Source organism: Nonomuraea sp. NPDC050022, from assembly GCF_044460705.1.
GTDB lineage: Bacteria > Actinomycetota > Actinomycetes > Streptosporangiales > Streptosporangiaceae > Nonomuraea.
The window spans coordinates 55,438-81,104 of record NZ_JBITKE010000019.1 but is presented as its reverse complement, the minus strand read 5'-3'; the positions used below and the strand labels follow the sequence as shown (position 1 = coordinate 81,104).

Annotated in this window: 23 protein-coding genes; 5 read left to right on the top strand and 18 right to left on the bottom strand. The window is 70.6% G+C overall.

The genetic code is table 11. From position 1 onward, the window contains the following. Positions 1 to 16: 16 nt before the first annotated feature. Complete coding sequence (locus ACIBO2_RS53235) at positions 17 to 481, bottom strand: PPOX class F420-dependent oxidoreductase (protein WP_358535914.1); 465 nt, start codon at positions 479 to 481, stop codon at positions 17 to 19. Between the two features lie 61 nt (positions 482 to 542). Beyond that, on the bottom strand, positions 543 to 3,125 hold the full coding sequence (locus ACIBO2_RS53230) for a caspase domain-containing protein (protein ID WP_397304874.1): 2,583 nt from the start codon (positions 3,123 to 3,125) through the stop codon (positions 543 to 545). An 82-nt stretch (positions 3,126 to 3,207) separates the two neighbouring features. Here ACIBO2_RS53230 and ACIBO2_RS53225 point away from each other — a divergent pair, with 82 nt between their 5' ends. Both ACIBO2_RS53225 and ACIBO2_RS53220 read left to right on the top strand, forming a co-directional pair. Beyond that, on the top strand, positions 3,208 to 3,681 hold the full coding sequence (locus ACIBO2_RS53225) for a GNAT family N-acetyltransferase (protein WP_358535910.1): 474 nt from the start codon (positions 3,208 to 3,210) through the stop codon (positions 3,679 to 3,681). Then, the gene (locus ACIBO2_RS53220; protein WP_358535908.1) at positions 3,678 to 4,160 is read left to right on the top strand and encodes a metallophosphoesterase family protein; all 483 of its coding nucleotides are present in this window, start codon (positions 3,678 to 3,680) and stop codon (positions 4,158 to 4,160) included. Before ACIBO2_RS53225 ends, ACIBO2_RS53220 begins: the two co-directional genes overlap by 4 nt. 81 nt (positions 4,161 to 4,241) lie before the next feature. On the opposite strand, the gene ACIBO2_RS53215 is transcribed toward ACIBO2_RS53220, so the two are convergent. Beyond that, positions 4,242 to 4,997, bottom strand: coding sequence for a poly-gamma-glutamate hydrolase family protein (locus tag ACIBO2_RS53215; protein WP_358535906.1), 756 nt, complete (start codon positions 4,995 to 4,997; stop codon positions 4,242 to 4,244). A 166-nt stretch (positions 4,998 to 5,163) separates the two neighbouring features. Between ACIBO2_RS53215 and ACIBO2_RS53210 the strand changes: the two genes are divergently transcribed. Then, positions 5,164 to 5,700, top strand: a complete 537-nt coding sequence (locus ACIBO2_RS53210) for an XdhC family protein (protein ID WP_397304873.1) — start codon at positions 5,164 to 5,166, stop codon at positions 5,698 to 5,700. A gap of 24 nt (positions 5,701 to 5,724) precedes the next feature. Here ACIBO2_RS53210 and ACIBO2_RS53205 read toward each other — a convergent pair whose 3' ends face one another. From ACIBO2_RS53205 to ACIBO2_RS53140, 14 genes are all read right to left on the bottom strand, one after another. Beyond that, the gene (locus tag ACIBO2_RS53205) at positions 5,725 to 5,958 is read right to left on the bottom strand and encodes a DUF6289 family protein (protein ID WP_358535902.1); all 234 of its coding nucleotides are present in this window, start codon (positions 5,956 to 5,958) and stop codon (positions 5,725 to 5,727) included. A 136-nt stretch (positions 5,959 to 6,094) separates the two neighbouring features. After that, complete coding sequence (locus ACIBO2_RS53200) at positions 6,095 to 7,402, bottom strand: alpha-glucosidase/alpha-galactosidase (RefSeq protein WP_358535900.1); 1,308 nt, start codon at positions 7,400 to 7,402, stop codon at positions 6,095 to 6,097. Continuing rightward, positions 7,399 to 8,349 carry a carbohydrate kinase family protein gene (locus ACIBO2_RS53195; protein ID WP_358535898.1) on the bottom strand — a complete coding sequence of 317 codons (951 nt, stop codon included), beginning with the start codon at positions 8,347 to 8,349 and terminating at the stop codon, positions 7,399 to 7,401. The genes ACIBO2_RS53200 and ACIBO2_RS53195 overlap by 4 nt, the downstream gene beginning before the upstream one ends. Positions 8,350 to 8,375: 26 nt before the next feature. Next, complete coding sequence (locus ACIBO2_RS53190; protein WP_358535896.1) at positions 8,376 to 9,257, bottom strand: carbohydrate ABC transporter permease; 882 nt, start codon at positions 9,255 to 9,257, stop codon at positions 8,376 to 8,378. Further along, positions 9,254 to 10,204 (bottom strand): carbohydrate ABC transporter permease, encoded by a 951-nt coding sequence (locus tag ACIBO2_RS53185; RefSeq protein WP_397304870.1) that lies wholly within the window; start codon positions 10,202 to 10,204, stop codon positions 9,254 to 9,256. Before ACIBO2_RS53185 ends, ACIBO2_RS53190 begins: the two co-directional genes overlap by 4 nt. A gap of 10 nt (positions 10,205 to 10,214) precedes the next feature. Continuing rightward, positions 10,215 to 11,540, bottom strand: a complete 1,326-nt coding sequence (locus ACIBO2_RS53180; RefSeq protein ID WP_397304869.1) for an extracellular solute-binding protein — start codon at positions 11,538 to 11,540, stop codon at positions 10,215 to 10,217. A gap of 34 nt (positions 11,541 to 11,574) precedes the next feature. Beyond that, entirely contained in the window at positions 11,575 to 12,336 is a 762-nt protein-coding gene (locus ACIBO2_RS53175) for an endo alpha-1,4 polygalactosaminidase (RefSeq protein ID WP_397304868.1), read from the bottom strand. 367 nt (positions 12,337 to 12,703) lie between these two features. Next, positions 12,704 to 13,591, bottom strand: coding sequence for a hypothetical protein (locus ACIBO2_RS53170; protein WP_397304867.1), 888 nt, complete (start codon positions 13,589 to 13,591; stop codon positions 12,704 to 12,706). Between the two features lie 143 nt (positions 13,592 to 13,734). Next, positions 13,735 to 16,974, bottom strand: a complete 3,240-nt coding sequence (locus ACIBO2_RS53165) for a discoidin domain-containing protein (protein ID WP_397304866.1) — start codon at positions 16,972 to 16,974, stop codon at positions 13,735 to 13,737. Positions 16,975 to 17,186: 212 nt separating this feature from the next. Then, positions 17,187 to 18,188, bottom strand: coding sequence for a hydroxyacid dehydrogenase (locus ACIBO2_RS53160; RefSeq protein WP_397304865.1), 1,002 nt, complete (start codon positions 18,186 to 18,188; stop codon positions 17,187 to 17,189). Positions 18,189 to 18,274: 86 nt separating this feature from the next. Beyond that, the gene (locus tag ACIBO2_RS53155) at positions 18,275 to 20,296 is read right to left on the bottom strand and encodes a DUF2264 domain-containing protein (RefSeq protein ID WP_358535882.1); all 2,022 of its coding nucleotides are present in this window, start codon (positions 20,294 to 20,296) and stop codon (positions 18,275 to 18,277) included. Between the two features lie 57 nt (positions 20,297 to 20,353). Then, positions 20,354 to 21,073, bottom strand: coding sequence for a cupin domain-containing protein (locus ACIBO2_RS53150; protein WP_358535880.1), 720 nt, complete (start codon positions 21,071 to 21,073; stop codon positions 20,354 to 20,356). Further along, complete coding sequence (locus ACIBO2_RS53145; RefSeq protein WP_358535878.1) at positions 21,070 to 21,267, bottom strand: hypothetical protein; 198 nt, start codon at positions 21,265 to 21,267, stop codon at positions 21,070 to 21,072. The genes ACIBO2_RS53150 and ACIBO2_RS53145 overlap by 4 nt, the downstream gene beginning before the upstream one ends. Before the next feature lie 316 nt (positions 21,268 to 21,583). Then, complete coding sequence (locus tag ACIBO2_RS53140; RefSeq protein ID WP_358535876.1) at positions 21,584 to 22,063, bottom strand: Rrf2 family transcriptional regulator; 480 nt, start codon at positions 22,061 to 22,063, stop codon at positions 21,584 to 21,586. Positions 22,064 to 22,146: 83 nt separating this feature from the next. On the opposite strand from ACIBO2_RS53140, the gene ACIBO2_RS53135 reads away from it, so the two are divergent. Together ACIBO2_RS53135 and ACIBO2_RS53130 are read left to right on the top strand one after the other, a co-directional pair. Further along, complete coding sequence (locus ACIBO2_RS53135; protein ID WP_397304864.1) at positions 22,147 to 23,454, top strand: CynX/NimT family MFS transporter; 1,308 nt, start codon at positions 22,147 to 22,149, stop codon at positions 23,452 to 23,454. Positions 23,455 to 23,580: 126 nt separating this feature from the next. Next, positions 23,581 to 24,435 carry an SGNH/GDSL hydrolase family protein gene (locus ACIBO2_RS53130; RefSeq protein WP_358535872.1) on the top strand — a complete coding sequence of 285 codons (855 nt, stop codon included), beginning with the start codon at positions 23,581 to 23,583 and terminating at the stop codon, positions 24,433 to 24,435. On the opposite strand, the gene ACIBO2_RS53125 is transcribed toward ACIBO2_RS53130, so the two are convergent. Beyond that, positions 24,424 to 25,656, bottom strand: a complete 1,233-nt coding sequence (locus tag ACIBO2_RS53125; protein ID WP_397304863.1) for a PucR family transcriptional regulator — start codon at positions 25,654 to 25,656, stop codon at positions 24,424 to 24,426. The genes ACIBO2_RS53130 and ACIBO2_RS53125 overlap by 12 nt on opposite strands. Between the last annotated feature and the right edge of the window lie 11 nt (positions 25,657 to 25,667).

The following is a 25,667-nucleotide window of genomic DNA, read 5'->3' as shown; positions in this document are numbered from 1 at the left end:
GTCAGCGCTGATCCGGTCAGAGCGCCAGACGGGCCGGGAATCCGCCGGTCGCGATCGGGCTCCAGCGCTCGATATGGAGGCGAATGAGGGACTTGCCCTGCCGCTCCATGGCGGCCCGATAGTCATCCCAATCGGGGTGCTCGCCGGAGATGCACCTGTAGTAGTCCACCAGCGCGTCGAGCGCCTCGGGCATGTCCAGCACCTCGGCCCGCCCGTCGACCTGGACGTACGGGCCGTCCCAGTCGTCGGACAGCACGCAGATCGACGCCCGCTCGTCACGGCGGGCGTTGCGCGTCTTGGCCCGATCAGGATAGGTGGACACCACGATCCGGCCGCCTTCGTCCACCCCGCAGGACACCGGCGAGAGCTGGGGCCGACCGTCGGCACGGGTGGTCGACAGCAGGCCGTGATGCCTGGGACGGAGGAAATCAAGGAGTTCGGGCAGTTCGACACGGTTGGCGGTCGCGACCCTCGGAGCCATTTCTTCCCATACCTTTCCGCGCCCGGCCATCGGCGGCGGCCGGCGCCAAGCTCCGATCCTTTCATCTCCTCGGGTCAGACGCCGGTTCGCGTTCCGTTGTGGCGCTCGGACGGCTCATATAGGCACCGACCGCGACGCAGACCGCCGCGAGAGACAGGACCAGCAGTCGCGCCGGCTGAGTCGGAGCCATCCCCAGAGTTTCCGGCCCCCACCGGGAGAAATTGGGGAAGGAGTTGTAGTAATAACCGACCCCGTACAGCAGCCCGACGATCACCGAGAGCCGCGCGGCGGCCAGGAGGTACGGTCGTGGACGCGCCGACAACGCGGCGATCAGCAGCATCACGAGCAGAGCGGGCTGGTAGGCGGCGGCCATCTGATTCCTGCCGGTGGTCTGGTGATACACCTCGACCAGGTCATACGTCACCAGCAAGGTCGCGGCCAGCCCGAGCGCCAGCGGGACCCACGGCAGGCCCTGGCGCGCGTGACGGACGAGGTGGAGGACGGCCAGCACGACGAAGCCGCCGGCGAGGGCGACCGTGGCGATCCATATCGCGGTCTCCCCGGGACCACGCGTGATGTCTTCGGGGTCGGCGAGATGAGCGGTGATCGCGGCCAGAGCCAGGACCGCCGCGACCCGGTCGAGGAATCTCCACCGGCGGGGGGCGGCGGATGTCGTCTCGAACAGCACGGCCGCGAGCACCAGGACGCCCGCGGCGGAGGCCAGCCATCCGGTCACGAGCTGTGGTCCCCGTGCCCAGGAGAAGACGGACAGCTCGCCGAGGTAGACGGCGGCGAGCCCGAACGTGGCGCCGGCGGCCACATCGCGCTCAAGGCGGCCGGGCGGCAGCAGGCCGACCAGGACGGCGGCGGTCACCAGAAGCGCCAGCCAGATCGAGGCGATCGGCGTGGCGAGCGCGCTCATCGGCGTGCTGACCAGCAACAGGGCCGCCAACAGCGCCAACACCCGCACGAGAACGGGCCACCGCGACGACCTGGCCGCCGGTGACGCGGGCGCGGCGGGGACGACTGTGCTGGTCGCAGGCGTGAGTGTCGCAGGCGTCGGTGGCGCAGGCGTCGGTGGCGTGAGTGTCGCAGGCGTCGGTGGCGCAGGCGTCGGTGGCGTGGGCGTCGGTGTCAGTGGCGGTGACGCGGGCGTGAGTGGCGCAGGAGTCGGTGGCGCAGGCGCGGGCGTGAGTGGTGTGGGTGTCGCGGGCTTCGGTGTCTTGTGGGCTGCCCCGACAGGTTCGGCCGGCCCATTGGCCCGTTTCGCGACCCCGGGAGTCGTGGCCGCCGCGCCCAGGGCCTTGGTGGCGGCCCCAGACACGAGTCGACTGTCGTCGTCGGCCAGCGCCTCCAGAGCCAGCCGTGCCGCCAGGGCCAACCCTTCGTGCCTGCTGTGGCGCAGCCGTTCCAGCTCCCCGACCGCACCGGCCCTGATCTTGGCGATCGGGTGGTCGATCGCGTGCTGGAGTTCTTCCGGCAGTGACACCGGCCGGCTGACGGGCCGCGCTCTCCTGGCGATGTACATGTCGCCCTGCACGTCGAACGTCCACTTGCCCGGTGTCTGGCTGGGTGTGGCGCGCCGAACGCTGTCGTAGACGTGGTCGTACAGCTCGTCGATGGCGACATAGCCATCCGAGTCCCGGTCGGCCTCGCCGCTCTCCAGCCCTTCCACCAGGGCACTGGTGAAGACGGAGGGCGACAGCTCCTGGGTGTCCGCCAGTTCGGTGCCGTCGAAGGCGTACTCCATGGCGTTGGACGCGGTGATCACCACGCGACCGCGCCCGCCGAACTGCTCCTCGACGTCGACGCCCAGTCCGGCGCGCGGCAGCGCCCCGCGCGCGAAGGCGCCCGCGTAGCAGCAGTCGAGCAGCAGGACGATGCGGCGCGACCGGCTGCGACTCATCCGCCGGTTGACGAACTCGGCCGGCACCGCGGTCGCCGCGAGCCGGTTGAGCTTGGTGGTGGGCGTGGCGAAGTACAGTTCGCCGGATTCGTCCTTGACGCCGTGACCCGAGAAGTGCAGCAGGAGCAGATCGTCGGGTTCGCGGTCGGCGAAGAACTCCTCCACCGCCTCGTTGATGTCCTGCGTGGTCGCGTTGAGCATCGTACGGACATCGAACCCGCCGATCCGCCGGTCTCCCAGCACGCGGGCCAATGCCTGGGCGTCCAGCGACGGGGCGCGCAGCCGCCGCAGCCCGGGATCGGCGTACTCGTCGCTCGCCACGATCAGCGCCATCCGCGTGCCGCTCAGCGGGCGCTCACCGCCGCGGCCGGTGCGCCGGCGCAGCCACTCGTCGGTGAGCCGCCGCTGCTCGCGGGACGGCACCCCGGTCAGTTCGAGCAGGTCGCCGTCGACGCCGAGCTTGACCGAGCGGTTCTGATCGCGCTGCAGCCAGGCCGTCACCGCGTTCACGACCGCCGCGAGCAGGTCCATGCCCGCCAGTGAGATGACCAGGCCGCCCACGGCAAATGACAGGATCGCCCTGGCGCCCGGCGGCGGCTCTCCGGTCTCGGGCGCGACGTCCAGTATGTCGAGTTCGAGTAATTCGCCGCGCAGCCCGGCCGTCAACCGCTCCAGCTCCTGCGCGTCCGCGCCGCCGTCGACCACATGCACGGTCAGCCGCGTCACCTCATCGGCCATCCACTACCCCCCGCCCCGGAGCGTGTCGAGCGCATCATAAGCCTGGGGATCGGCCCTCGAACAGCCCGGATATCGTGAGCGTATGGACATGATCGAAGCCCCACGGCTGGTCCTACTGCCCCTGCGGGCCGAGCACGCGGACGAGATGGCCGTCGTGCTCGCCGATCCCGCCCTGCACGCCTTCATCGGCGGCGCGCCCGCGACCGCGCAGGAGTTGCGCAGCCGCTACGAGCGGCTGGTCGCCGGGCCGGCCGGCTGGCGCAACTGGGTGATCCAGCTGCGCGAGGACGACGCTCTGGTGGGCTACGTGCAGGCCACGATCGACCGCCGCACGGCCGAGCTCGCCTGGGTGGTCGGCACCCCCTGGCAGGGCCGGGGCCTGGCCGGCGAGGCCACCAAGGCGCTGGTCGGCTGGATCGCGGGCCAGGAGATCGACACGATCGTCGCGCACATCCACCCCGACCACGCCGCCTCGGCCGCCGTCGCCGCCTCCGTCGGACTGCGCCCCACCGACCGGTGGCAGGACGGCGAGGTGCGCTGGGAGGCGCGGGTATGAGAGTGGCGGTCCTGTCCGACACCCATGCCCCTCGGCATTGGAAGTCGTGCCCGGACCGGGTGGCCGCGCAACTGCGGGGGGCCGACGTCATCCTGCACGCGGGCGATGTCTGCACGGGTGCGGTGCTGGCCGAGCTGGCGGCGTACGCGCCGGTTCACGCGGTGAAGGGCAACAACGACGGACCTGATGTGGACGCGCCCGAGACGCTGGAGCTCGAGCTCGCCGGGCTCCGGGTGGCGATGATCCACGACAGCGGTTCGGCCAAGGGGCGGTGGGAGCGCATGCGGCGGCGTTTCCCGGACGCCGAGCTGGTGGTGTTCGGGCACTCGCACATCCCGCTCGACCATCACGAGGACGGGCTGCGGATCTTCAACCCGGGCTCCCCGACCGACCGTCGCCGCCAGCCGCACGGGACGATCGGGCTGCTCGTGATCGAGGAGGGGCGCCTGGTGTCGACGGAGATCGTCCCCGTCACCTGATGGCGCCGCTCCCCCGGCGTGACGAGTGCCGACGGACCGGCCCGCCCCGATCCCGGCGGACGGCCGAATCCGCCGTTCCGATCAGCCGTTCAGGGCCTTGTTGATCACCGCGGTGTAGGCGTAGAACGCCTTGGTGCGGTTGGCCGGATTCTCGATCGAGCTTCGGGTGAGATCGCCGTCGGCGAAGAACCGCTTCCGCTGGGCGCTGCTGATCTCCAGCTGAAGACCCTTGCCGCGGCGGTTCTTGTTGGCGATGTTGTCCGGGCTCGACCCGTCGAGACCGTCCGGGATTTCCCGCGCCACCGTGAACCCGGCGGCGCGCAGCCCGGCGGTGACCCGCTCGACCAGCGCCGTGTCCCGGCCGCCGACGTACGTGCTCGCCTCGGTGCTGTCGGAGTAGCCGTGCCAGGAGACGGTACGGTCGACCTGGGACAGCAGCGTGAGCGCCCGCGGCTCGTCGAACCGGCTGGCGGTGATGTGCAGGGTGCCGTTGCCCGTGGACTTGATGCCCTCGAACGCGTAGAAGGCGGCCTGGCTCGCTTGGGCGCTGTAATCCGCGAGCTGGGACGTGCCGGCCTCGATGCTCCCCCCGTGGATGGCGATGTGCGCCACCTTCGCGCCCTGAGGGAAGCGCTTGACGCGCCGGTAGTCGGTGCCCTCGGTCTCGTTCGCGGCGAGCTCGGCGTAGTTCGGGTACGTGTCGGCGAGGCGGTGCTGGGCGGCGGCGGGAGCGCGGTGCTGGGCGGCGGCGGAGGCGGGCGCCGGGACGAGCGCGACACCGCTCGCGACGAGGGCGACCCCGGCGAGACCTCGTACCGTCGGGAGAATGCTTGCCATGGTCATGCCCCCAGCTTTGGAAAACGGTTGATGAGTCCGCGGTAGTGGACTCGGCTTCACCCGATTATACGTAGCGGATCGATCTTGGACGGCTCCGATTTATCCGCCTGCGCGTAGCGGACCGGCCTCGGGCGACGCCGATCCGATCGCGTGCGAGACTGCTGGCATGGCCCATTCGCATGACGCCCACGCGCATGACGCGGACGCGCTCTGTGACGTCGCCCATGGCGAGGCGACGGCCGGTGCCGAAGGCCGCACCCTCGTCGCCGTGTTCGCCTCACCGGTCGCCGACTACCTGCTGCGCTACGGCGCCGACCTGGGATTCCGCGGGATCCTCTTCGAGCCCGACCCCGGCCGGGCCGCCGCTCCGGAGGGGTTCGAGGTCGTCACCACGCCCCCGGCGGACCTGGACGGCACCGCGGACATCGTGCTCACCGACCACCACCGTCCCGAACTCGCCGCTGTGCTGCACGAGCTGCTCGCGCACAAGTGCCGGTGGATAGGGGTGATGGGCAGCCCGCGCCATCCGGCGCCCTATCTCCAGGCGCTGGCCGAGCTGGGCGCGCCGGAGGAGGACATCGCCCGCGTGCACCGGCCGATCGGGCTCAACATCGGCTCGCGCACGCCACCGGAGATCGCCGTCGCGACGCTGGCCGGCCTGCTCGCCGACCGCAACGGACGGCCGGGCGGCTTCACCTTCTGAAGCCACCCGGCCAGGGTGCCTGGTTCAGCAGGGGGTCTCGACGAAGTCCTTGTAGATCGAGCGGGAGCCCCATCTGGACTCGGCGCCTTCACAGTCCTCGTACATGGCGCCCACCACCGTGGTCCAGCTGGAGTCCGAGTAGTACGTGGTGACGCAGTGGTAGCCGAGCGCGCAGGCTCGGGCGTACGCGGGAGCGCTGGTGAAGGTCGTGAGGGTGGCGAGGGCGAGGAGTACGGCCAGCAGTACGCGGCGAATCATGAAGATCCTTCCCGATCGAGGGAGCAGCACTGCCGTTGATGATCGATCACCGGGGGCCCGAGCTCAAGACGCGTGAGGATCTTGACTTCTACTGTCCTGAGCTCGGGGGGCCGACGGTCATGAAAAGGCGGCAGGTTCAGCCGAGGGTGGCGCGCAGGGCGGGCTGCAGGCGGTCGGCGTGGGCCCGCACCATGTCGTCGCACAGCTCCCAGATCCGCTCCACGGGCAGGGCCGCGGCGGTCGCCGGGTCCGTCATGGCGGCGTGGCGGATGTGGCGTGGATCGTCCTCCAGCGCGGCCCGTACGACCAGGTCGTTCATGCTGAGGTAGGTGCGGTTGAGCGCGGCCAGCTGCGGGGGCAGCTCGCCGACGCGGGTGGGCTGCACGCCCATCGCGTCGACCAGGCAGGGCACCTCGACGGTCCCCCGGGCGGGGAGGTTGCTGATCAGGCCGTGGTTGGGCACGTTCCCGTAGATGGTCCTGGGCGTGCCCGTGGTGATGCTGTGGATGATCTGCGGGGCGTACTCCATGGTCCCGTCGACCGGCAGCGGCTCTCCGGCGGCCAGGGCGTCGCGGGTCCGCTCGTAGATGGCCACGTTCTCGTCGACGATGTCCAGGTAGGCGCCGATGGGCAGGCGCAGTCGCTCGATCTCGCTGTCGTGGCCCAGGTACCAGGGCACGTACTCGGAGGAGTGCTCGCTGGTCTCGGTCGGGTAGTAGCCCAGCCGCCGGTACATGTCGACGCGGACGCGGCGGCGCAGCTGCTCGTCCGCGGCGATCAGGGCGTCGAGCCGGGGGTACAGGTCGACGCCGTCGTGCTCGAACCGCAGCACCCACGCCTGGTGGTTGACGCCCGCGGCCCGGTAGGTGACCTCCTCGAACGGCACGCCCACCAGGTCGGACAGGTCGCGCATCGTCCAGTAGACCGAGTGGCACAGCCCCACCACGCGGGTGAGCCCGGTGGCCTCGGCCAGGTATTGGACGTTCATCGCCATCGGGTTGGTGTAGTTGAGCAGCCACGCCTCGGGGCAGACGGCGGCGATGTCCTCGCCCAGCGCCTTCAGCAGGGGGAACGTGCGCAACGCGCGGAAGATGCCGCCGACGCCGAGGGTGTCGCCGATGGTCTGGCGCACGCCGTACCGGGCGGGGATCTCGAAGTCGGTGCGGGTGGCCTCGCCCATGCCGACCTGGACGATGTTGATGACGAAGTCGGCGCCGGTGAGCGCTTCGCGCCGGTCGGCGTGCGCGGTGATCCGCGGGCTCGCCCCGCGCTCGGCGGCGATGTGCCGGGCGGCGGCCGTGGCGGTGCTCAGGCGCTCGGCATCGATGTCGTGCAGGGCGATGCGGGCCTCCTTCAGCTCGGCGAACGCGAACAGGTCCGCCAGGAGGCCCTGGGTGAAGACGACGCTCCCGGCGCCGATGAATGCGATCTTCGGGGTGTTCATGTCGGCTGCTGATCCTTGCTGGGGACGTGTGCGACGGCCTCATCCCAGGTGGGCTGGGCCGGGGTGCCGCCTTGGGCACGGGTGGACAGGGCGCCGCAGACGGCGGCGAGGTCCAGGGCGCGGGCGGGGGGCAGTCCGGCCAGGGTCGCGGCGATGAAGCCGGCGTCGAAGCTGTCGCCCGCGCCGACCGCGTCCACGGGGGTGACGGTGATGCCGCGGGTGGTGATGAGCGTGCGTCGGTCGTGGCAGAGGGCGCCGTCCGCGCCGTTCTTGACCACCACCAGCGGCCCTCGCGCGGCCAGCGCGGCGGCGGTCGCCTCCAACGACGCGTCCTGGGAGCGCGCGAGGTTGCGGGCCTCGTGCGCGTTGGGGAGCAGGATGTCGGTCTCGGCGAGTACGGCGGCCAGCCCCGGCGGATCCCACAGCCCGGCCGGGTCGTCGTTGGTGTCGAGCGAGGTCGTGGCGCCGTGGGCCCGCGCGGTGCGCAACAGGCCGGGCAGCGCCTTCGCCAGGCCCGGCATGAGGAAGTAGGAGGCGGCGTGCACGTGCCGGGTGGCGGCCAGCAGCGACTCGGGCACGTCGTCGCCGCCGGTGGCGGCCAGGGTGCCGGGCGCGGTCAGGATCGCGCGGTCGCCGCCGTCGCGGGTGAGCACGACGGTGAGCGGGGTGGACCGCGCCGGATCCACGCGCAGCGCCTCGGTGTCGACCCCGCGAGCGTTCAGGGCGTCGCGGACGTAGCGGCCGGCGTCGTCGTCGCCGACGCGCCCGGCGAACGCGACGCGCAGGCCCAGGCGCGCGGCGCCGCAGGCCATGATCGCCGCGGAGCCGCCGAGGGTGAGCGCGCCGGCGCCGACCAGTTGCTCGCGCTGCTCGAAGGCGAGCGGGGCGTCCAGGGGGCCGAGGATGACGTCGGGGTTGGCGTCACCGATGACAAGCAGGTCGAACATGGACTTCCTGTAGCTGGAGATGGGTTTCAGCCCTTGAGGCCGCTGGAGGTGATGGACCGGATGAAGGACTTCTGGGCGCCGACGAAGGCGAGCAGCACCGGCAGGACCGTGATGACGTTCCCGGCCATGACCGCCGCCCACTGCGTGTGGTGCTTGCCCTGGAAGGTGGCCAGGCCCAGTTGCAGGGTGTACTGGGTGTCGTGGTTGATGGCGATCAGCGGCCAGGTCAGATCGTTCCAGGTGGACAGGAACGTCAGGATCGCCACGGTGCTCAGCGCGGGCCGCGACAGCGGCAGCACGATGCGGAACAGCACCCGCAGCCGCGAGCAGCCGTCCATCCAGGCGGCCTCCTCCAGCTCCCTGGGTAGGGAGAGGAAGAACTGCCGCAGCAGGAACACCGCGAACGGCGTGACCAGCGACGGCACGATCAGCGCGCCCAGCGTGTCGATGAGCCCGAAGCTCTTCATGACCAGGAACGTCGGGATCATCGTCAGCTGGAACGGAATGGCCATCGTGGCCAGCATCAGCACCAGCAGGACGCGGGAGCCGAAGAACCGCATGCGGGCGAAGGCGTAGCCGCCGAGCGCGCCGAACACCAGGTTGGAGGCGACCGCGACACCGGAGACGATCAGCGAGTTGAGGAACCAGCGCGGGAACAGCGCGTTGTTGAGCACGTACTTGTAACCGCCCAGGTTGATCCCTGACGGCCACAGCGCGGGCGGGAAGCGGTTGATCTCCGCGTTGGTCATCACGGAGCTGATCAGCAGCCAGATCAGCGGGATCGCGAAGATCAGCGCGAGCGGCGCCAGCAGCAGGTGCCAGGGGCTGAAGGGCAGCCGCCACGCGCGGCCCGGACGGCTCACGCCCGCGTGCGCGGCCCGGCGTTGGGTGGTGGCGGTCGCCGTCATCGGGTGGCTCCTTCGAGGCGCTGGCGCTCGCGGCCGCGGATCACGCGCAACCCGGCGGCGATCACGAACAGGGCCACGGCGAGGACGTATGCGGCGGCGGCTCCGTAACCGGCCGTGAAGTTCTTGAACGCCTGCTCCCAGATGAAGTAGACGATCACCGTGGTGGCGCCGAGCGGGCCGCCCTTGGTCGTCACGTACACCAGGTCGAAGACCTGCAGGGCGTTGATGGTCTGCCAGAGCACCAGGAACACGCTGACCGGCGTGAGCGTGGGCAGGGTGACGTGGCGCAGCAGGTGCCACCGCCCGGCGCCGTCCAGCCGCGCCGCCTCGATCAGCGGCTGCGGTACGTCCTGGAGGGCCGCGAGGTACACCACCACGCAGAACCCGAGGCCGCTCCACAAGCTGACGGCCACCAGGACGGGCAGGGCCTGGGCGGGGTCGGTGAAGAACCCCTGGGGAGAGACACCGAGCCAGTGCAGCACCGAGTTGGCCGCCCCGAACTGCGGGTCCAGGATGAACGAGAACAGCGTCCCCTGTGCCGTGGCCGAGATGACGAACGGCACGACGAAGAGGGTGCGGTAGAGGCCGACGAACCTGATCCGCCGGTTCAGGGCGAGGGCGAGCGCCAGTCCCAGCACGATGCTGAGCGGTACGTACAGGGCCGTGTAGAGCAGCGTGTTGCGTACGGCCTGGCCGAAGTGCGGGTCCTTGGTCAGCGCGTAGTAGTTGTCCAGCCCCACCCAGCGGCTGGGCGTGACCAGGTCGTCGGCCTGGAAGGACAGCAGGAACGACCAGACCGTGGGCACGATGCTGAGCCCGAGGATGATCAGGACGGCCGGGGTGATGAACGTCCAGGCGGTCGCCGACTCCTGGCGGCGGGCCTGGCGCCGGGACCGTTGCCGCAGCTCGTGGCCGGAGATGGTGATGGGGGTGGGCAGAGACGACATGCGAGGCTCCTCAACGCGGGATGAGCAGGGCGGCGTTGGCCTCTTCGGCACAGGTGCGCAGCGCTTCGGCGGGGGTGCTCTTGCCGAGCAGCACGGCGATGACGGCCTGCCCGAGCGCCTGGGAGATCTGCGGGTAGGCGGGGTGCGTGGGGCGTACCCGGGCCGTCTCCAACGTCTTGACGAACACCGGCAGGCCCTCGGTCTCCGCCTCCTGCTTGCGCCAGGCGGGCAGTTGCTGGGTGGGGCGGCTCAGCGGCAGGCTGCCCGCCTCCACGTCCCAGCGCACGTCCTGCGCGGGTTGCATCAGCCAGGTCAGGAAGGTACGGCTGGCCTTCACGCGCGCTTCACCGTTGTCGAACATGGTCCAGGTGTCGGGGCCCGAGATCGTGATCGGCCGCCCGCTGAAGGTGGGCAGGGGCACCACCTGATAGTCGATCTTGGCGGTCTGGATGTCGGGCAGCTGCCATGGGCCGGTGACCGACATCCCCATCAGGCCGGACAGGAACACCTGGTACATCTGCTCGCTGCCGGGCTTGGGGTCGATGTAGACGCTCTTGTCCTTGGCGAGCGACTCCACCACCTGCAAAGCCCGCACGCCCGCGTCGGCGAACCCGATGCCGCGCCCGTCCTTGCCGATCACGTCGCCGCCCAGGTCCCAGATCAGCGGCCACAGCCGCCAGACCGTGTCCTCGTCGGCCGCGCCCGGCCAGCCCGTGCCGAACCGGCCGCGGCTCGCGTCGGTCAGCCGCTTGGCCGTCTCGATGAACTCCGGCCATTTCCAGCCCGGCTGGGGCAGCGGCACCCCGGCGTCGCGGAACACCTTCTTGTTGCAGACCACGGCCAGCGAGTCGAGCAGCGCGGGAGCCGCGCGTACCTGGCCGTTGATCGTGACGGCGGCCCGCGCCGGCGCCCAGAAGTCGTTCCACGGCGTGGGACCGGACTCGACCATGCTGGTCAGGTCCACCACCTGCGGGCTACGTGCGACGTTCGCCAGGTCCGAGCCGAAGATATAGGCGATGTCGGGGTAGGAGCCGGACGCGAGAGCCGCGGTGATCTTCTGCAGCATCGCGTCGGCCAGCACTCCCCCGCCCATGTCCACCCGGATGTCGGGGTGGGCGCGCTCGAAGTCGGCCACCAGTCGCGCCATGGCCTCTTTGGCGGTGTCGGTCTGGCCGTGCCAGAGCTCGATCGTGACCCGCCCGTCGGCGCCGACACCGTCGCCGGCGCCGCTCGCGCACCCGGCCAGCGCCGTTCCCGCCACCGCCGTGAGCGCCAGGGCATACCCGCCGCGCAGCACGTCCCGGCGGGAGGGCGGTGGGGCAACGCGCTCCATCATTACCTCCAAATACCGTGGGTCAGAAGAAGACCGTTCAGCAGGTCTTGCGGACGTATCCGCTGGCGCCCTTGGGCGAGACGTCCACGTCGCGCTGGACGATGCTCAGCTTGGTGCCCCAGCCGGAGCACGCCTTCTTCAGGCCCGACGCGGTGTACTCGATCACGATCACGTTGTTGCCGAACGCCGCCGTGTAGTCCCCGCACTCGTCCCAGGTGCCGCACTCTTCGGCGACCGCGAAGTCGAGCCCGTTCGCGACGCGCGATCCGGCCAGTTCCGAGGTGTTCTTCTGGGCGATGGCCACGCCCTGGGCGTGGGCGTGGGTGCTGAGCAGCCGGATGTAGGCCTGGGCGTTCGAGGCCGTCAGCAGCTTCTTCGAGCGGGTGTAGCTGTCGTAGTTGTCGGGCTCGATGGCCTGGTAGCCCTTGGCCTTGCAGCCGTCGATCCAGCCGTTCACCTTCGCGGCGACCCGCTTGCGCTTGGCGTCGGTCCGCAGGTCGAGCAGCGCCTCGCCCCAGTCCTCGTCGATGACCACCTTGCCGTTGGCGTCACGCAGCAGCAGGTCGGAGTCCCAATCGTCCTCCTCGCCCGGCTGGACCTGGAAGGCGTTGACGTAGCAGATGTTGTACAGCCCCGCGGCGGGCGCGGCGCCCCGGTCCCTGCTGACCACGGTGACCCCGGCCGGCGGCGTGTACGCGCCGCCGATCTGGTAGTCGAACCCGGCATGGACCGGGGGCAGGGTGACCGCGACCGCCGAGGCGGCTGAGGGGACGGCGACCAACGCGGCCGAAAGGGCCACGGCAGCACCTAAGCATCTACGGGTGGGGCTCATCGTCGCATCTCCAGACGATAGGGGGTACGTCCCCGCCTCGGACGCTGACAGCGATCCTGGCGACTTAGTCCGGGCTTGTGGCGGTGGCCACTTACCGGCTAGGCGTACCTCTTGGGCCGGTGCTCGATTCCGGCGTTCCTCGGAGTAAATCGAGCACCAACGCTCCTGTCAAGAGTCCGGAGCTGCTCACTTCTGGCACATTCAGCGCAGCATTGCACAGGGGATACGTCACCGCAGTGCGGAGCAGCCTACCGGTGCGCGGAAGCCGGGGCGGGGCGATCAGCCCGCCCGTACATGCCGTCAAACCCACCCACCTGCTCGCCCGCACCCGCCGTCAGACCCGCCCGTTGCGGAGCAGAATGCCGAGCGCGCCGACGGTCGCGTAACCGCGCCAGTCCAGGACGCCCGCCGGTGAGATCTGGGCGTAGTCGACGGTCCAGCCGCCGTCGTCCTTCTGCATCCCGGCCAGGCGGTCGAGGTCGGCCTCGATCACCTCCGGGGTGAACAGGGCCCGCACCGGACGGTCCGGGAGCGGCGCGAAGTCCAGCGGGCGCAGCATCTCGTGCTCGGTGCCGCCTTCGACGCGCACCTGGCCGCCGGCCGGCAGGTAGGCCCCCAGCCGGTCGAGCAGCCCGGCGGCCTCCGGGTGGGTGTCGTGCACGGCGTCCAGGAAGCGCAGCGCGAAGGCGAGTATGTACGCGGGCGGCCGCCGGTCGAGGGCGGCGATCGTGTCCAGGCAGTAACGGGTGGCCCGCTCCAGCCACGGATGCGCGGCCACGTCGGGCAGGTGGGCGGCGACGCGGTGCGCGACGGCCGCGGTGACGGAGGTGATCTGCAGCGAGGACACCGTGCTGTCGGCACCCGCCCACCAGGGGGCGTTGCCGGCGTTCGAGGCGCGGGGCAGGGCGAACGGCAGCCCGCCGTCGGGCAGCGTGACCGACTCCAGCCAGTCGCACAGCTCGCTCGCCCGCGGGCAGGCGGCCGGCGCGACGTCCTCGAACACCTCGAAGGCGTGCAGCGCGGCCCCCGGCTGGCTCTCGGGCGAGCGCAGGTCGGGCTCCAGACCCCAGCCGTAGCCGCCGTCCGGATTGCGGTAGCCGTCGAGCGCGGCCAGCGCGGCGGCCGGATCGCGCTCGCCCGTCAGGAGCTGGAAGCGGCGGCGGTCCAGGACCCGTGCGTGAGTGGCCATGAAGTCGGCGGCCACGGAAAGATCGATGTCCATACGTTCATGATGGCCCGGCCCCGCGCCCCGGTCTTGTAGGAAACGGCCATGCGGCGACTGCCAGACCGAGGGCCACGCAGCTCAGCGGGATGCCCTGCCGGAGGTCGGAAGGGGGCGTGCCCCGGAAGGCACGCCCCCGCCGGTCACGGTCCGTACGCCTTGACCTCCAGGAGGCCGACGGAGCTGGTGCCGTTGCCGGTCATCAGCACCCGCAGGCGGGTGGTGTTCGTCGCGGTGAAGGTGACGGTGTTGTACTGGTTCTTGGCCAGCCCGTACGCGCTCGCGCCGGGCACGTCGACGTAGGCGCTGCCGTTCCAGTACTGGAGCTTCCAGGACGCGGGCATGTCGATGCCCTCGTCATCGTCGAAGAAGTACACCTCCGCCTTGTTCAGGTTCTGGGCCGAGGACCAGGTCAGGTCCACCCACTGCTGCCCGGTCTCCGGCCAGCAGCCCCAGCGCGGGTTCACCGTGTCGTTGGAGGAGGGCGGGTCGATCCCGTCGTTGACGGCGGCGACGCTCTCCCAGGAGGAGGTGTTCGACGCCGACGGGGTCGCCGAGGCGGCCATGTTGCCGCTCGGTGGCTGCTGGGTGCCGCCACGGTTGAACATCTTGATCTCGGTGAGCCCGGTCTTGGCCCCCGAGGCGTTGGTGGCCAGCACCCGTACCCGCTGGGCGCTGATCGCCGGGAACTGCACCACGTTGTAGTTCGCCCGTGGCGCCGACGGGCTCTTGGCCTGGCTGGGCACGCTGACCCAGGCGCTGCCGTTGTAGTACTGGATGTCGTACGAGGCGGGTGCCCGGTAGGTGGCGCTGGCCGGGCGGCTGTCCTTGAAGTAGAGCCGGACCTCGTTGAGCGTGCGGGCCGCCCCGAAGTTCACCTCGTACCAGTCCTGGCCGGCGCCCGTGCCGCCCCAGAACGGCTCGTTGATCGGGAAGCCGTCGACCGCGCCCGCGGCGGTGCTGCCCGAGGCGGTGGAGGAGGTCCAGACACTGGCCCCGGAGGCCAGGTTGGTCAGGTTGGCGGTCAGGTCGACCCCGGCCTTGGCCAGCAGGTCCACCATCCGCGCGCTGCTCTGCGTCACCTGCGCGGGCGCCTGCAGCCCGGGCGAGGACACGTGATAGGTGACCGTGCCGCTCGTGGTGACCTCACCGGTGGCCGGGTCCCAGGTGAACGGCACCAGCGAGTTGACCGTGGCGACCCTGCTGCCGTTGATGAAGATGGAGTAGCCCTCGGGCACGCCCGGGTAGCGGACCACGCCGTCCGCCGGGTCGTCCCAGACGATGGTCAGGTCGGCGTTGCGGTAGCGCAGGTTGTTGACGGTGAAGTTGGGCCAGCCGATGTTGATCGGCGAGAGCTCCACCTTCGCGTCGTTGCGCGGGCGCAGCCCCGCCACGTCCTCGATCACGGTCCAGTTGCTGCTGCCCAGGATGTTGTGGTGGATCCAGGAGCGGTAGGTGATCGAGGAGCCGTTCCAGTCGGCCCAGAACTCGTTGGCGTCGGGGTACTGGGTGTTGCCGTTGATGTACTGGGCCCAGGCGTTCCAGTACAGCAGCTTCTTGTACCAGGTCGCGTCGATCCACGAGTTGGAGTAGTTCCGCAACACCGAGGAGAGCAGGCGGAACTGCACGGTGGAGTTGATCGTGGAGAAGTTGTTGCTGCCGGTGCCCGAGGCCGCCTTGTCGGCCTGGTTGGCGGTGTAGAAGGGGAAGATCGGATACTGCGCCGGATCATCGAACAGGCGCAGTGCCTGCTTGTACGTCGCGGTGTTGGGGATGGCGCCGACGGCGAACGGGTAGTAGTTGTTGATCTCCTTCCACGGCACCCACTCGTTGGTGGACTTCAGCCGGTGCTCGAACAGCTGCCGGTTGGGGTTCCACAGCACGTTGACGATGGCGTTCTGGATCTGCGTGGCGAGCGTGCGCATCTCGGTGGCCTTGGCGGTGTTGCCGACCGCCTCGTACGCCTGCGCGGCGGCCAGCGCGCCGCTGTACTGGTAGGCCGACTCGGCGCGGTCCATGTTGCCGGGCTTCCAGTGGAAGGAGACGGCGTCGGCGTCGTTGCCGGTCAGGGCGCCCCAGTCGTACTCGATGAGCTTGTTGTTGTCGTGGTCGTAGTACGACAGCTGGCCCTTGACGTCCCCCTCGGCGTAGCGCGCCAGGTTGGCGGCGATCGCCGGCTGGCCGCCGTGGATCTGGTAGCTCTTCCACGCAGCCTCGGCGATGTACTGGGTGTAGCTGTTGGACCAGTTCTCGGGATCGCCCGGATTGTCGAGGAAGCGGCCGTTCTTGGAGATCTGCCCGACGCTCAGCCAGTCGCCGTAGGAGTAGATCGGGTTGCGCAGGTATTTCAGGTCGTCGATGTGCATGGGCTGGGTGAGCGCGATGGCGTTGTTGTAGCCCAGCACGCCTTCGGTCGAGGTGGGGAACTGGAACGTCTGCCCGGGAATGTCGGCGTCGAGGTTGTTGAAGCGCATCAGCCACCAGCGGTAGTAGATGTTCTTCTTGATGGCCGGCTCGGGCACGTCGATGTAGGGCACGTTCTGCGCCCACCACAGGTTGTAGGCCCGCACGTGGGTGGCGAAGGCGGTGGCGTTGGTGTATCCCGCGTAGGCGTCATACTCGGTGCGCGACTCGGGGATCTCGTTGGTGACGAAGCCCATGACCACCTTGGCGGTCACGGTCCCTCCGGCCGGGATCGTCACGGACCTGTTCAGGCCGCCGCTGGAGACGGTGAAGCCGTCACCGGTCAGCCGGGGATAGATCGTGGTGAGGTTGTTGTAGGCGTTGACCTGCCCGGTCAGCTCGCTCCCGCTCCCTGAGGTGGCGTACGGGGAGGTCGCCCGCAGCTGCAGGGTGGTCGAGCTGGAGCCGCCGTTCGTGATCGACAGGTTCGTCACGGCGACGTTGTTGTTGGTGATGAACTTCGTCTGGTTCACCGTGATGGAACCGCTGGTGTGCACGCTCTTCCAGTAGCTCGGCGCCTGCCAGCGGGAGTTGACCTGCTCGGTGAAGGTGCCCGGGGTGATGGCGACGGTGTAGGCGTTGTTGTTGCTGATGCTCTCCCAGTACGCCACCTGGCCGGCGAAGCCGAGTGTGCCCGGTGTGTGGGTCTTCATGAACAGGGCGCGTCCCCGGGACATGAGCCAGGTTCCGGCCGGGTCGTTGCCGGGGCGGGCCAGCAGCCGGTCCATCCAGAAGTCCGTGCCCGAGCTCTCAAAGTCGTAGATGGCCTGCATCATGTTGCCGGTCGTGTACGAACCGGGCGCGGCCGGGATCGACGGGCCGTTGAAGGTGGGGTATCCGATGGTCTGGGCAGCCTGCGCGGGAGCGCCTAAAACGAGTGATCCCGCGATGAGCAGGAGGGCCGTGATGATTCTTCTCATGCAGAGTGATCCGATCCGATCGAACGCTTGGGGGGAGTGATCGAACCTAGCGCTTGGTTGTGGTAGCGCTAACAATCCTTTCTGTCGAATCGGCGAAATAAAAGGTTTTCGGCAACGTAAACCGAGATAAGTTCCCTGTCAATCGGAGTGGCAGCCTGCCTTGGCGAACGTTGCGAAAAGGTTTTCGGCTGTTTTCGGCTTTCGGCAGGTCGTCAGGCCAGGCGAGCGAGCTGCTCGGCCGTCACCCGGCCGCGCATCGGGCGTCCCCGCATGAAGTGTTCAAGGTCGGTGATCGCGTACTCGCCGAGCCGCCGCAACTCACGCCCCTGCGCGCCCGCCACGTGCGGGGTGACGAGTACGTTGGGCAGGCCGAAGAGCAAATGGCCCGTAGGCAGCGGCTCGGGTTCGGTCACGTCGAGCACGGCCGAGACGCGGCCGGACGCGCACGCCCTGGTGAGCGCCTCGGTGTCGATCAGCGAGCCACGGGCGGTGTTGATCACGACGGCGCGGTCCGGCAGGAGACCGAGGCGGCGCTCGTCCAGCAGGTGGCGGGTCTCGGCGAGGGCCGGTGCGTGCACGGTGACCAGGTCACTACGCCGGCACAGCTCGTCCACGTCCACCAGCTCGGCCCCCATTTCGGCCGCCTCCGCCGGCGAGACGTAGGGGTCGGACAGCAGGATGTCGACCTCGAAGTCACGCAGCCGCCGCAGCACGTGCCGGCCCACCCGGGAGGCCCCGATCACGCCCACGGTGCAGTCGTACAGCCCGGTGCCCGCGCCCTGCTGCCAGGCGTCCTCGCCGGCCTCGTAGTGACCGGCCCGCTCGAAGACCCGTTTCGCGCCGAGCACCAGCATGGCGATGGTGTACTCGGCGACGGGCACGGCGTTCGCCTCCGCCGCGGACGACACGAGGATGCCCCGCTCGTACACGACGGGATCGACGATCGCCTTGACGGAGCCGGCGGCGTGCACGACGGCCCGCAGGCCGGGCGCCGCCTTCAGCACCTCGGCGTCGATCCGCGGGCAGCCCCATCCGGTCAGCAGGAACTCCGCCCCGGCCAGGGCCCGCGCCGCCGCCTCGCCCTCGAACGAGGTGAACGTCACCGTCGCGTCGACCTCCACCGACTGCCGCAACCGGTCGACGAGGTCGGCGGGGAAGACGTCGTGGAAGGCCCAGGGCGCGATGGCGAAGACCGCGACGGGTGGCCGTGACATCAGGCAGGCTCCTCAAGTGGGTGAACGGTTACGCGGGGGTTGCCACCTCACGCGGGATGCCGGTAAGGCGGACCGTCGCCGTCACTTCACGTCGGGTTCTTCCCGCCGCCGGTGACGCGGACGCAGGTGGGGGTCTCGGTGAGGCGGACTGTCGCCGTGTCGCCGCCCGGCAGGTCGAGGGTGACCTGGTCGCCGTCGACCCGCACCTCCGGGGGCCGCGCCTCGGCCGTGCCGGTGAGCAGGACGAGGCTGACGTACACGGCGGTTCCGCCCGGGTGGGCGGCCGCGAGCACGTACGGGGTGGCCGAGTGCCGTCCGAAGGCGTTCGCGCCCTCTGCGTTCGCCACCCCGGCGGTCGTGTAGCCGTGCAGCCCGCGCACCACGCTGACCAGCCCGTCCGCCCGCCGCGCCGACGCCCAGAGCTCGCCGCCGCGCGCCGTGGGCGGCGCCTCCCCCGCGATGGCGTGGCCACCGTCCCTGACCTGGTGTCCGGCGGGCGCGGTGACCCGGTGGATCCGTACCTCGGCCGCCCCGTCCACCACCGAGGCCGTCACCACGTGGACCGACCCGGCCGGCAGGTCGTCACGGTAGGCGGAGGCGGCGAACCGGTCCCCCGTCGTGAGCGGCTCGATGCGCCGCCTGCGGGAGACGGCCCCGTCCGGCGCGACGACGACCACCTCCCCGTCGACACCGACCACTGCCCTGTCGAAACCGACCGCCTGCCCTTCGGCTCCGGCTACCTTCCCTTCGATACCGGCTCCCGCCCCTTCCCTGGCGGCCACCTCTCCTTCGTTGCCGGCCACCTCTCCTTCTTTGCCGGCTGCCTCGGCCAGGTTGGGGCCGGTGTGGCTGGTATAGGCGAGCTTGAGGTAGTGCGGGTCCGGCACCCCCGACGGGTCCTGGATCCGGTCCCGGTCGCTGCCGTGGTTGACCAGCCGGACCACGCCGTCCTCGCGGGTGGCATGCAGCAGCCACCCCGGCGGGCGCATCGTCACCGCCTGGTCCGCCAGGTCGATCGGCGCCGGGACCTCGGCGTCCGTCCATACCGGGTGTTCGGGGGGCAGCAGCAGGCCGAGGAACGCCTTGCTGGCCCAATAGGGCGAGCCCGGCCCCGAGTAGCTCTGCGTGACCGGCAGGAACGTGTCGTACCAGCCGAGCGTCAGCAGCCCCCGCTCATCCGGCGCACCCCGCTCGACGAAGTGGCGCAGCACCCCACCGGCGATCCGCCGGGTCCGGCCGGGCGGGAGCGGCGAGGAGCCGGTCAGCGCGCCCAGCCAGAGCGGCGCGACCGTGGCGAACCGGTAGGTCAGCGACCGCCCCTGGTGCACGGGCCCGCCGTCGGCGGCGAACAGGTGCTGGTACTGGCCCAGCAAGGCCCGCAGCCGCTCGCCGTAACGCTCCAGGCGGGCCGCGTCCCCGGCCATCCTGGCCCACAGCAGCGGGTAGAGGTGCAGGGCCCAGCCCGCGTAGTAGTCGAAGTTCTTGCCCGCGCCGTCGGAGTACCAGCCGTCCCCGACGTACCAGTCCTCGATCCGCTCCAGGCCGCCGGTGATCTCGTCGGGCTTGTACGGCCCGCCCACCTCGGCCAGGAACTGCTCGACGACCACCCGGAACAGCACCCAGTTGTTGTCCGGTGTCCGCCTGCCGACGAAGCCCGCCAGCCAGGCCACCACCCGCTCCTGCTCGGCCGGGGACAACCGGTCGTACAGCCAGGGCCGGGTCTCGTGCAGGGCCAGCGCGATCGAGGCCGCCTCGACCAGCGGCTGGGACATGTCGGTCAGCGGCGGCCAGGCATAGGGGTGCGCCGGGTCGGTCCCCGCCACCAGTCCTCGGGCATACCGCTCCAGGAGCGCGGGCGGCACCGCGCCGCCCGCCCCGGCGATCCGGAACGCGGCCAGCAGGAACGTGCGGGCGTACCCCTCCAGGCCGTCACTCACCGTCCCCGACCGGCTCTCCCTGCCCGGCATGCGGTACTGCGCGAAGTCGTCGGTGGCGTACGGCACCACGGATTCCAGCAGGTGATCCGCCACGGCCTCCCAGTGCGCCCGGGTCCAGCCGGTGTAGGCGGACAATGCGGTATCGGCAGGTGGGAGACGCAGCGATGACATAAGCGGATAATACGGCTCGCGATCAACAAGCCCCGGAGGGGGAGGCGAGGAGCGGTGTCAGCTGGGGGCCGAGTGGACGTGCGGGTGGGCGACGTCGTGGGTGTGCAGATTGCCGCACATGCCCCAGCGGGCTTCGGGTGGGGATTCGAGCAGCGTGGCTTCCTGCAGGTGCGTCCCGTCGCCGCGTTCCAGCGCGTCGAGCACCTCGGCGGTGTGGCGGGTCTGCCGGGCGACGGTGTCCTCCCAGGTACGCCGCCAGCCCGCGACCCTGGGACGTACCAGCGCCACCGCGCTGTCATAGAACTCCCGCAACGGTCCCGGATCCCCGTCGGCCAGGCTCTCGGACAGCCGCAGGAACCCCGCCACCGCCAGATCACGGCGACGCCGCACGGCCTCCTCCGCTCCCGCGCCCGAAGGCAGTGTGGCCGCCTCCCGGTATCGGGCCGCGTCCGCCACGATCTCCGGCGGGAACGTCATCACCGCGTCACCCGCCTCGGGCAGCCCGGCGTTCTGCATGACCACGACCACCTCCAGACCGCCCCGGTTGATCGCCCGATGGATCGTGCCCGGCGTGAACCACACCGTCGAACCGCCGCTCAGCTCCGTCTCCCGGAAGCCGCGCATATCGAGGGTCTGCAACGCGCCACTGCCGCCGATGACGACGTACGCCTCGGTGGAGGCGGTGTGCATATGCGGCGTACCGCCCTCCAGACCATCGGAACACGCGCCCGAGTAGACCGACAGCCGGGTGACGGAGGTCCCGCCGGGGAACGTCATGCTCGCACCCCCAGCGCTGCACGGCCCTGGACGGCCAGGTGCCGGGTGCCTTCCTCGCCATAGTCTCCGGCGGCCACCACGACCGCGTTCCGGAAGCCGACCGTCTGGCTGTCCGCGGCTCGCACGGCGGGCGCGTGGGCGGCGGCGATCCCTCTGGTTCCGACGATGGTGGTCCAGTAGCTAGGTGGGGGCATGGGCGCCTGGCCTCCTGGGCGGTTTGACGTGGGTTCGCGGTTTGCATCGTGCGAGGTGACGGTGGGTCTGGCCGCATGGGGCATTCGATGTTCCTCTCGCGCCAGGTAACCGGCCGATCGGCCCGACCATACTGGATACGGTCACACCCGGCTGGCCGCCGTCCGGCCTGCCATGCGCTATTGCCGCCCCACCGTAGATCCGGTCGTGCTGCGCCTCAGGACCGGAGCGGCGGGGTGGTGGTGACCGTCACCCTGGCGGGCTCGGCTTCCTGAGGGCTCCTCAGCCACAGGTCACGTCCCTAGGGGTTCGTCAAGGTCACGTGGGGGCGGCCAGCCAGCGGCGTACGTCGGCCATGGCCGTACCGTCGCTGTCGGCGTCGATGCCCGTCGCGAGGTCCGCGATCGTGATGCCCGCCAGCGCGCCGGACCAGGCCTCCTGTGCCGAGGCCATCGCGCGGGCGATCGCGCACGGCCGGTCACACCGTTCGGCCGGTACGGCCAGCGGCCCCTGCTGCCGGATCTCCGTGCACCGGTAGGCGGGCGAGTCGCCGTCGATGGCCTGGACCACCTCCAGCACGGTGATCGCCGCGGCCGGCCGGGTGAGGAGGTAGCCGCCGACCTGCCCGGCCGTAGATCGTACGATGCCCGCTCGGGAGAGCGCCTGGAGGTGCTTGGCCAGGTACGCCGGCGGGGTGCCGTGCAGTTCCGCGAGCCGCGCCGCCGGCACCGGGTCCTGGCTCTGGCTGAGCGTGACGCAGCTGTGCAGTGCCCACTCCACTCCGTTGGACATCTTCATGTCAGGCAGCTTACCCATTCCGGACAAGGAATGTCCGTGATAGAACTCGGATGGAAAATATCCGAGATCAACTGGGAGCCCCCATGACGCGTACCGCCCTCGGCGCGGCCGCCGTCGCGCTGTTCGTCGCCGCGGCGAACCTGCGGCCGGCGATCGCCGCCGTGTCCCCTCTGGTGGACCGCATCCGAACCGACCTCGACCTGTCCGCCACGGGAGTGGCGCTGCTGACGACCATCCCGACGCTGGCCATGGGGGTCTGCGCGCCCCTGGCCGCCGTGGTCGGGCGCAGGTTCGGGCTGCGGCTCGGCGTGCTGTTCGGGCTGGCCGTCATCGCCGTGGCCACGGCGGCCCGCGTCTTCGGGGGCTCCGCCTGGCTGCAGCTGACCTGCGCGGCGGCCGTCGGTGCCGGGATCGCGATCGCGCAGACGCTGCTTCCGGCGGTGGTCAAGACGCGCTTCGCCGACCGCGCGGGCCTGGTCACCGGCATCTACACCGCCGGTCTCGGCCTGGGCGGCGCGGTCGCGGCCGGGGTGACCGCGCCCCTCGCCGACGCCATCGGCTCCTGGCCGGGCGCACTGGCCTCCTGGTCGGTGCTCGCGGCGGCGGGCATGGCGATCTGGTCGGCCTCCCGTACCTCCCTGGCCCTCGACAGCACCCCAGCCCTCGCTCGTACGAACCGGACCGGCGCGGACCAGACGGCAACTCCAGTGGGGACGAACCACACCGGAGCAGGCCAGACCACCCCGAGCCGAACGGCGACTCCAGCGGGGCCTGTCACCAAAGGGCTGCCCTGGCGGAGCGGTTTGGCCTGGCGCATCACTGTGCTGTCCGCGGTCAACTCCGCCCTGTACTACTGCGAACTCGCCTGGGTCGTCCCCCTGCTCCACGAGGACGGGCACCGTGACGCCACCGGCGCGGGCGTGCTGCTGACCGCGATGATCTCCATCCAGGTCGTCGCCATGCTGGCCGTACCGGCGCTGCTGGGTGAAGGGCGGGACAGGCGCGCCGGGCTGGTCCTGACGACGGCGTTGACAGCGGTCGGGTTCGCGGGGCTGGCAGCGGCTCCGGCGACAGCCACCTGGGTGTGGATCGCCGCCCTGGGCGTGGGTCACGGCGGGCTGTTCACGCTCGTCCTGACGTTGCCCGTGGTGGTGAGCCGCGATGCCGCCGAGGCCGGGCGGATCAGCGCGATGGCGTTCTTCGTCGGCTACGCCTGCGCCGCGCTGGCGCCCGTGCTGGTAGGAGCGCTACGTGACGCCACAGGAGACTTTCACCTGGCGTTCGGCCTGCTCAGCGGGCTGACCGTCGCGATGCTGCTCCCCATCGCCCGGCTACGTGAGGGCGGGCGCACGGAAGTGACCGGCCCAACAGCGAGCATCCGGGATTTGTGAGGCGTCACAGATTTGACAGCGCGAATTTACCGCCCGGTCCAATTCACAGAATGACCTTCGCGGCTCATCGTTTGTCTGCACCTCGAACTCCTCACCCCCCACCAACCCCTCGCCGAAGGAGTCTCCATGGTCCGACGGATGTTGACCGTGCTCGCAGCGGCCGCCCTGGCGTTAGGTCTCGCTCCCGCCGCCCAAGCCGCGCAGAGCGACGTGTACGTGGCCCTCGGCGACTCGGCCGCCTCGGGACCGCTCGTGCCCAACCAGGTCATTCCCGACCTCGGCTGCTGGCGCTCCGACCACAACTACGCCCACCTGACGGCGCAGGCCATCGGCGCCCGTGCGTTCCGCGACGTCACGTGCTCCGGCGCCGACACCGGCGACATGTACCAGCGGCAGAGCACGGACCTCGGCTCGGTCGCGCCGCAGCTGGACGCGCTCAGCCAGGACACCACCCTCGTCACCGTGCAGATCGGGGCGAACGACGTCGGCCTGACGGGCTTCATCGAGGACTGCCTGAACCTGCTGCCGCCGCCCGTCGGAGACGCCTGCAACGACGACTACGTCGTGGACGGCCAGGACAGCTGGCGGGTGAAGACGGACGCGCTGCGCTCGCGCCTGACCACGCTCATGGGCGACATCCGGGCCCGCGCCCCGCAGGCCCGGATCTTCATGGTCGGCTACGCCACCTACGCACCGCCGAACGGCTGCTACCCGCGCGTCCCGATCATCAAGGCCGACGCCAACTACATCCGCGCCACCCTCCAGTACTTCAACCAGATGCTGGCCGAGCAGGCGTCCGCCGCCGGCGTCGGCTTCATCGACCTGCAGACCCCGAGCGTCGGCCACGATCCGTGCGCGTCGCCGGGTGCGCGGTGGATCGAGCCGTACGTCCCGGCCGCGCCCGCCGCCCCCTTCCACCCGAACGCGCTCGGCATGAGCAACTTCGCCACCGTGGTCACGGCCGCCGTCTCAGGTGTCTAACCAGTCCAACCCGAGCCGGCGACGGGCGGCCAGCGCCGCGCCGATCCGCTGGAGATGCGCGGGGTCGACGGGATCCAGCCCGGTCAGGCTGACGGCCCTGCGCAGGCGGTAGTCGACCGTGTTCGGGTGTACGTGCAGGAGTGAGGCCGACCGCCGCCGATCGAGCCCCGTGTCCAGGTACACCTTGAGCGTCCTGAGCAGATCGGGATTGTCCAGCAGCGGATCGAGCAGCCCGGCCAGCGCCGCCGTCGCCTCGCTGGAGCGGGTGAGCTGGTATTCGAGCAGCACGTCGGCCAGCCGGTACGCGCCGGGCGGCCGCTGGAAGAGCCGCACCACCTCCAGCACCTCTTCCGCGAGCTTGGCCGCGGCCGGCACCCCGGCGGGCGGCGCGAGCTCGGCGGCGACCCACACCGGCACCCCAGCGGCCTTGCTCATGTCGGCGCGAGTAGCGGCGGCCATCTCACCGACATGAGCAAGGCACCCGTCAAGCGGGCCGCAGGGCACCAGCACGAGCCCGCCCGTGGTGTCGAGCACCGACAGCACCGGCTCCGCGGCGTGCCGGCGCAGCGCGGTGGTGATCCGGTGCAGTTTGCGGCGCCCGGCGATGGACCCGCCCGGTTCGTCGGAGTCCTCGTCGGCGTGCCGTCCCGCCGCGACGGCCAGCACGAGGTAGCGCCGCGCGAGCCGTACCCCCGCCAGAGCCGCGCTGTCGCCCGCGAGCAGCGCGGACACCGTCGCGTGCATGGTGTGCTGCTCGTGACTGAGCATGCTCTCGCGCTCTTCCAGGTACGCCGTGCACACGGCGCCCGTCACCGCCTGCGTGTAGACGAGGATGAGCCGGTTGGCCGCCAGGACGTCCTCGAAGTCGGCCGGCGTCGCGGCGGCGAACAGGTGCTCCCACACCATCCGCGCCCCGCGGGCGTAGGCGTTGAGCAGGTCGTCCAGCGGCACGCCCTCGCGGGCCCGGCGCGCGGACGAGGAGCGCAGCGGTGCCAGCTCCGCCCTGGTCGGCGGGCGGCCGTCGCGGAACATCCGGGAGATCAGCCGCAGGTTGTCCTCGGTGATCCGGGTGATGTCGCCGTCGAGCTCTTCCCTGGGCAAGCGCCGGTAGATAGGGATCTCCTCGGCGAAGCTCCGCACCAGCCGCCTGGCCAGTTTGGTGGTCTGGCGATCAAGCGTCTCATGTACGGGGCGGCCGGCCAGGGTGAGGGGGCGCGCCACCGTCAAACCAT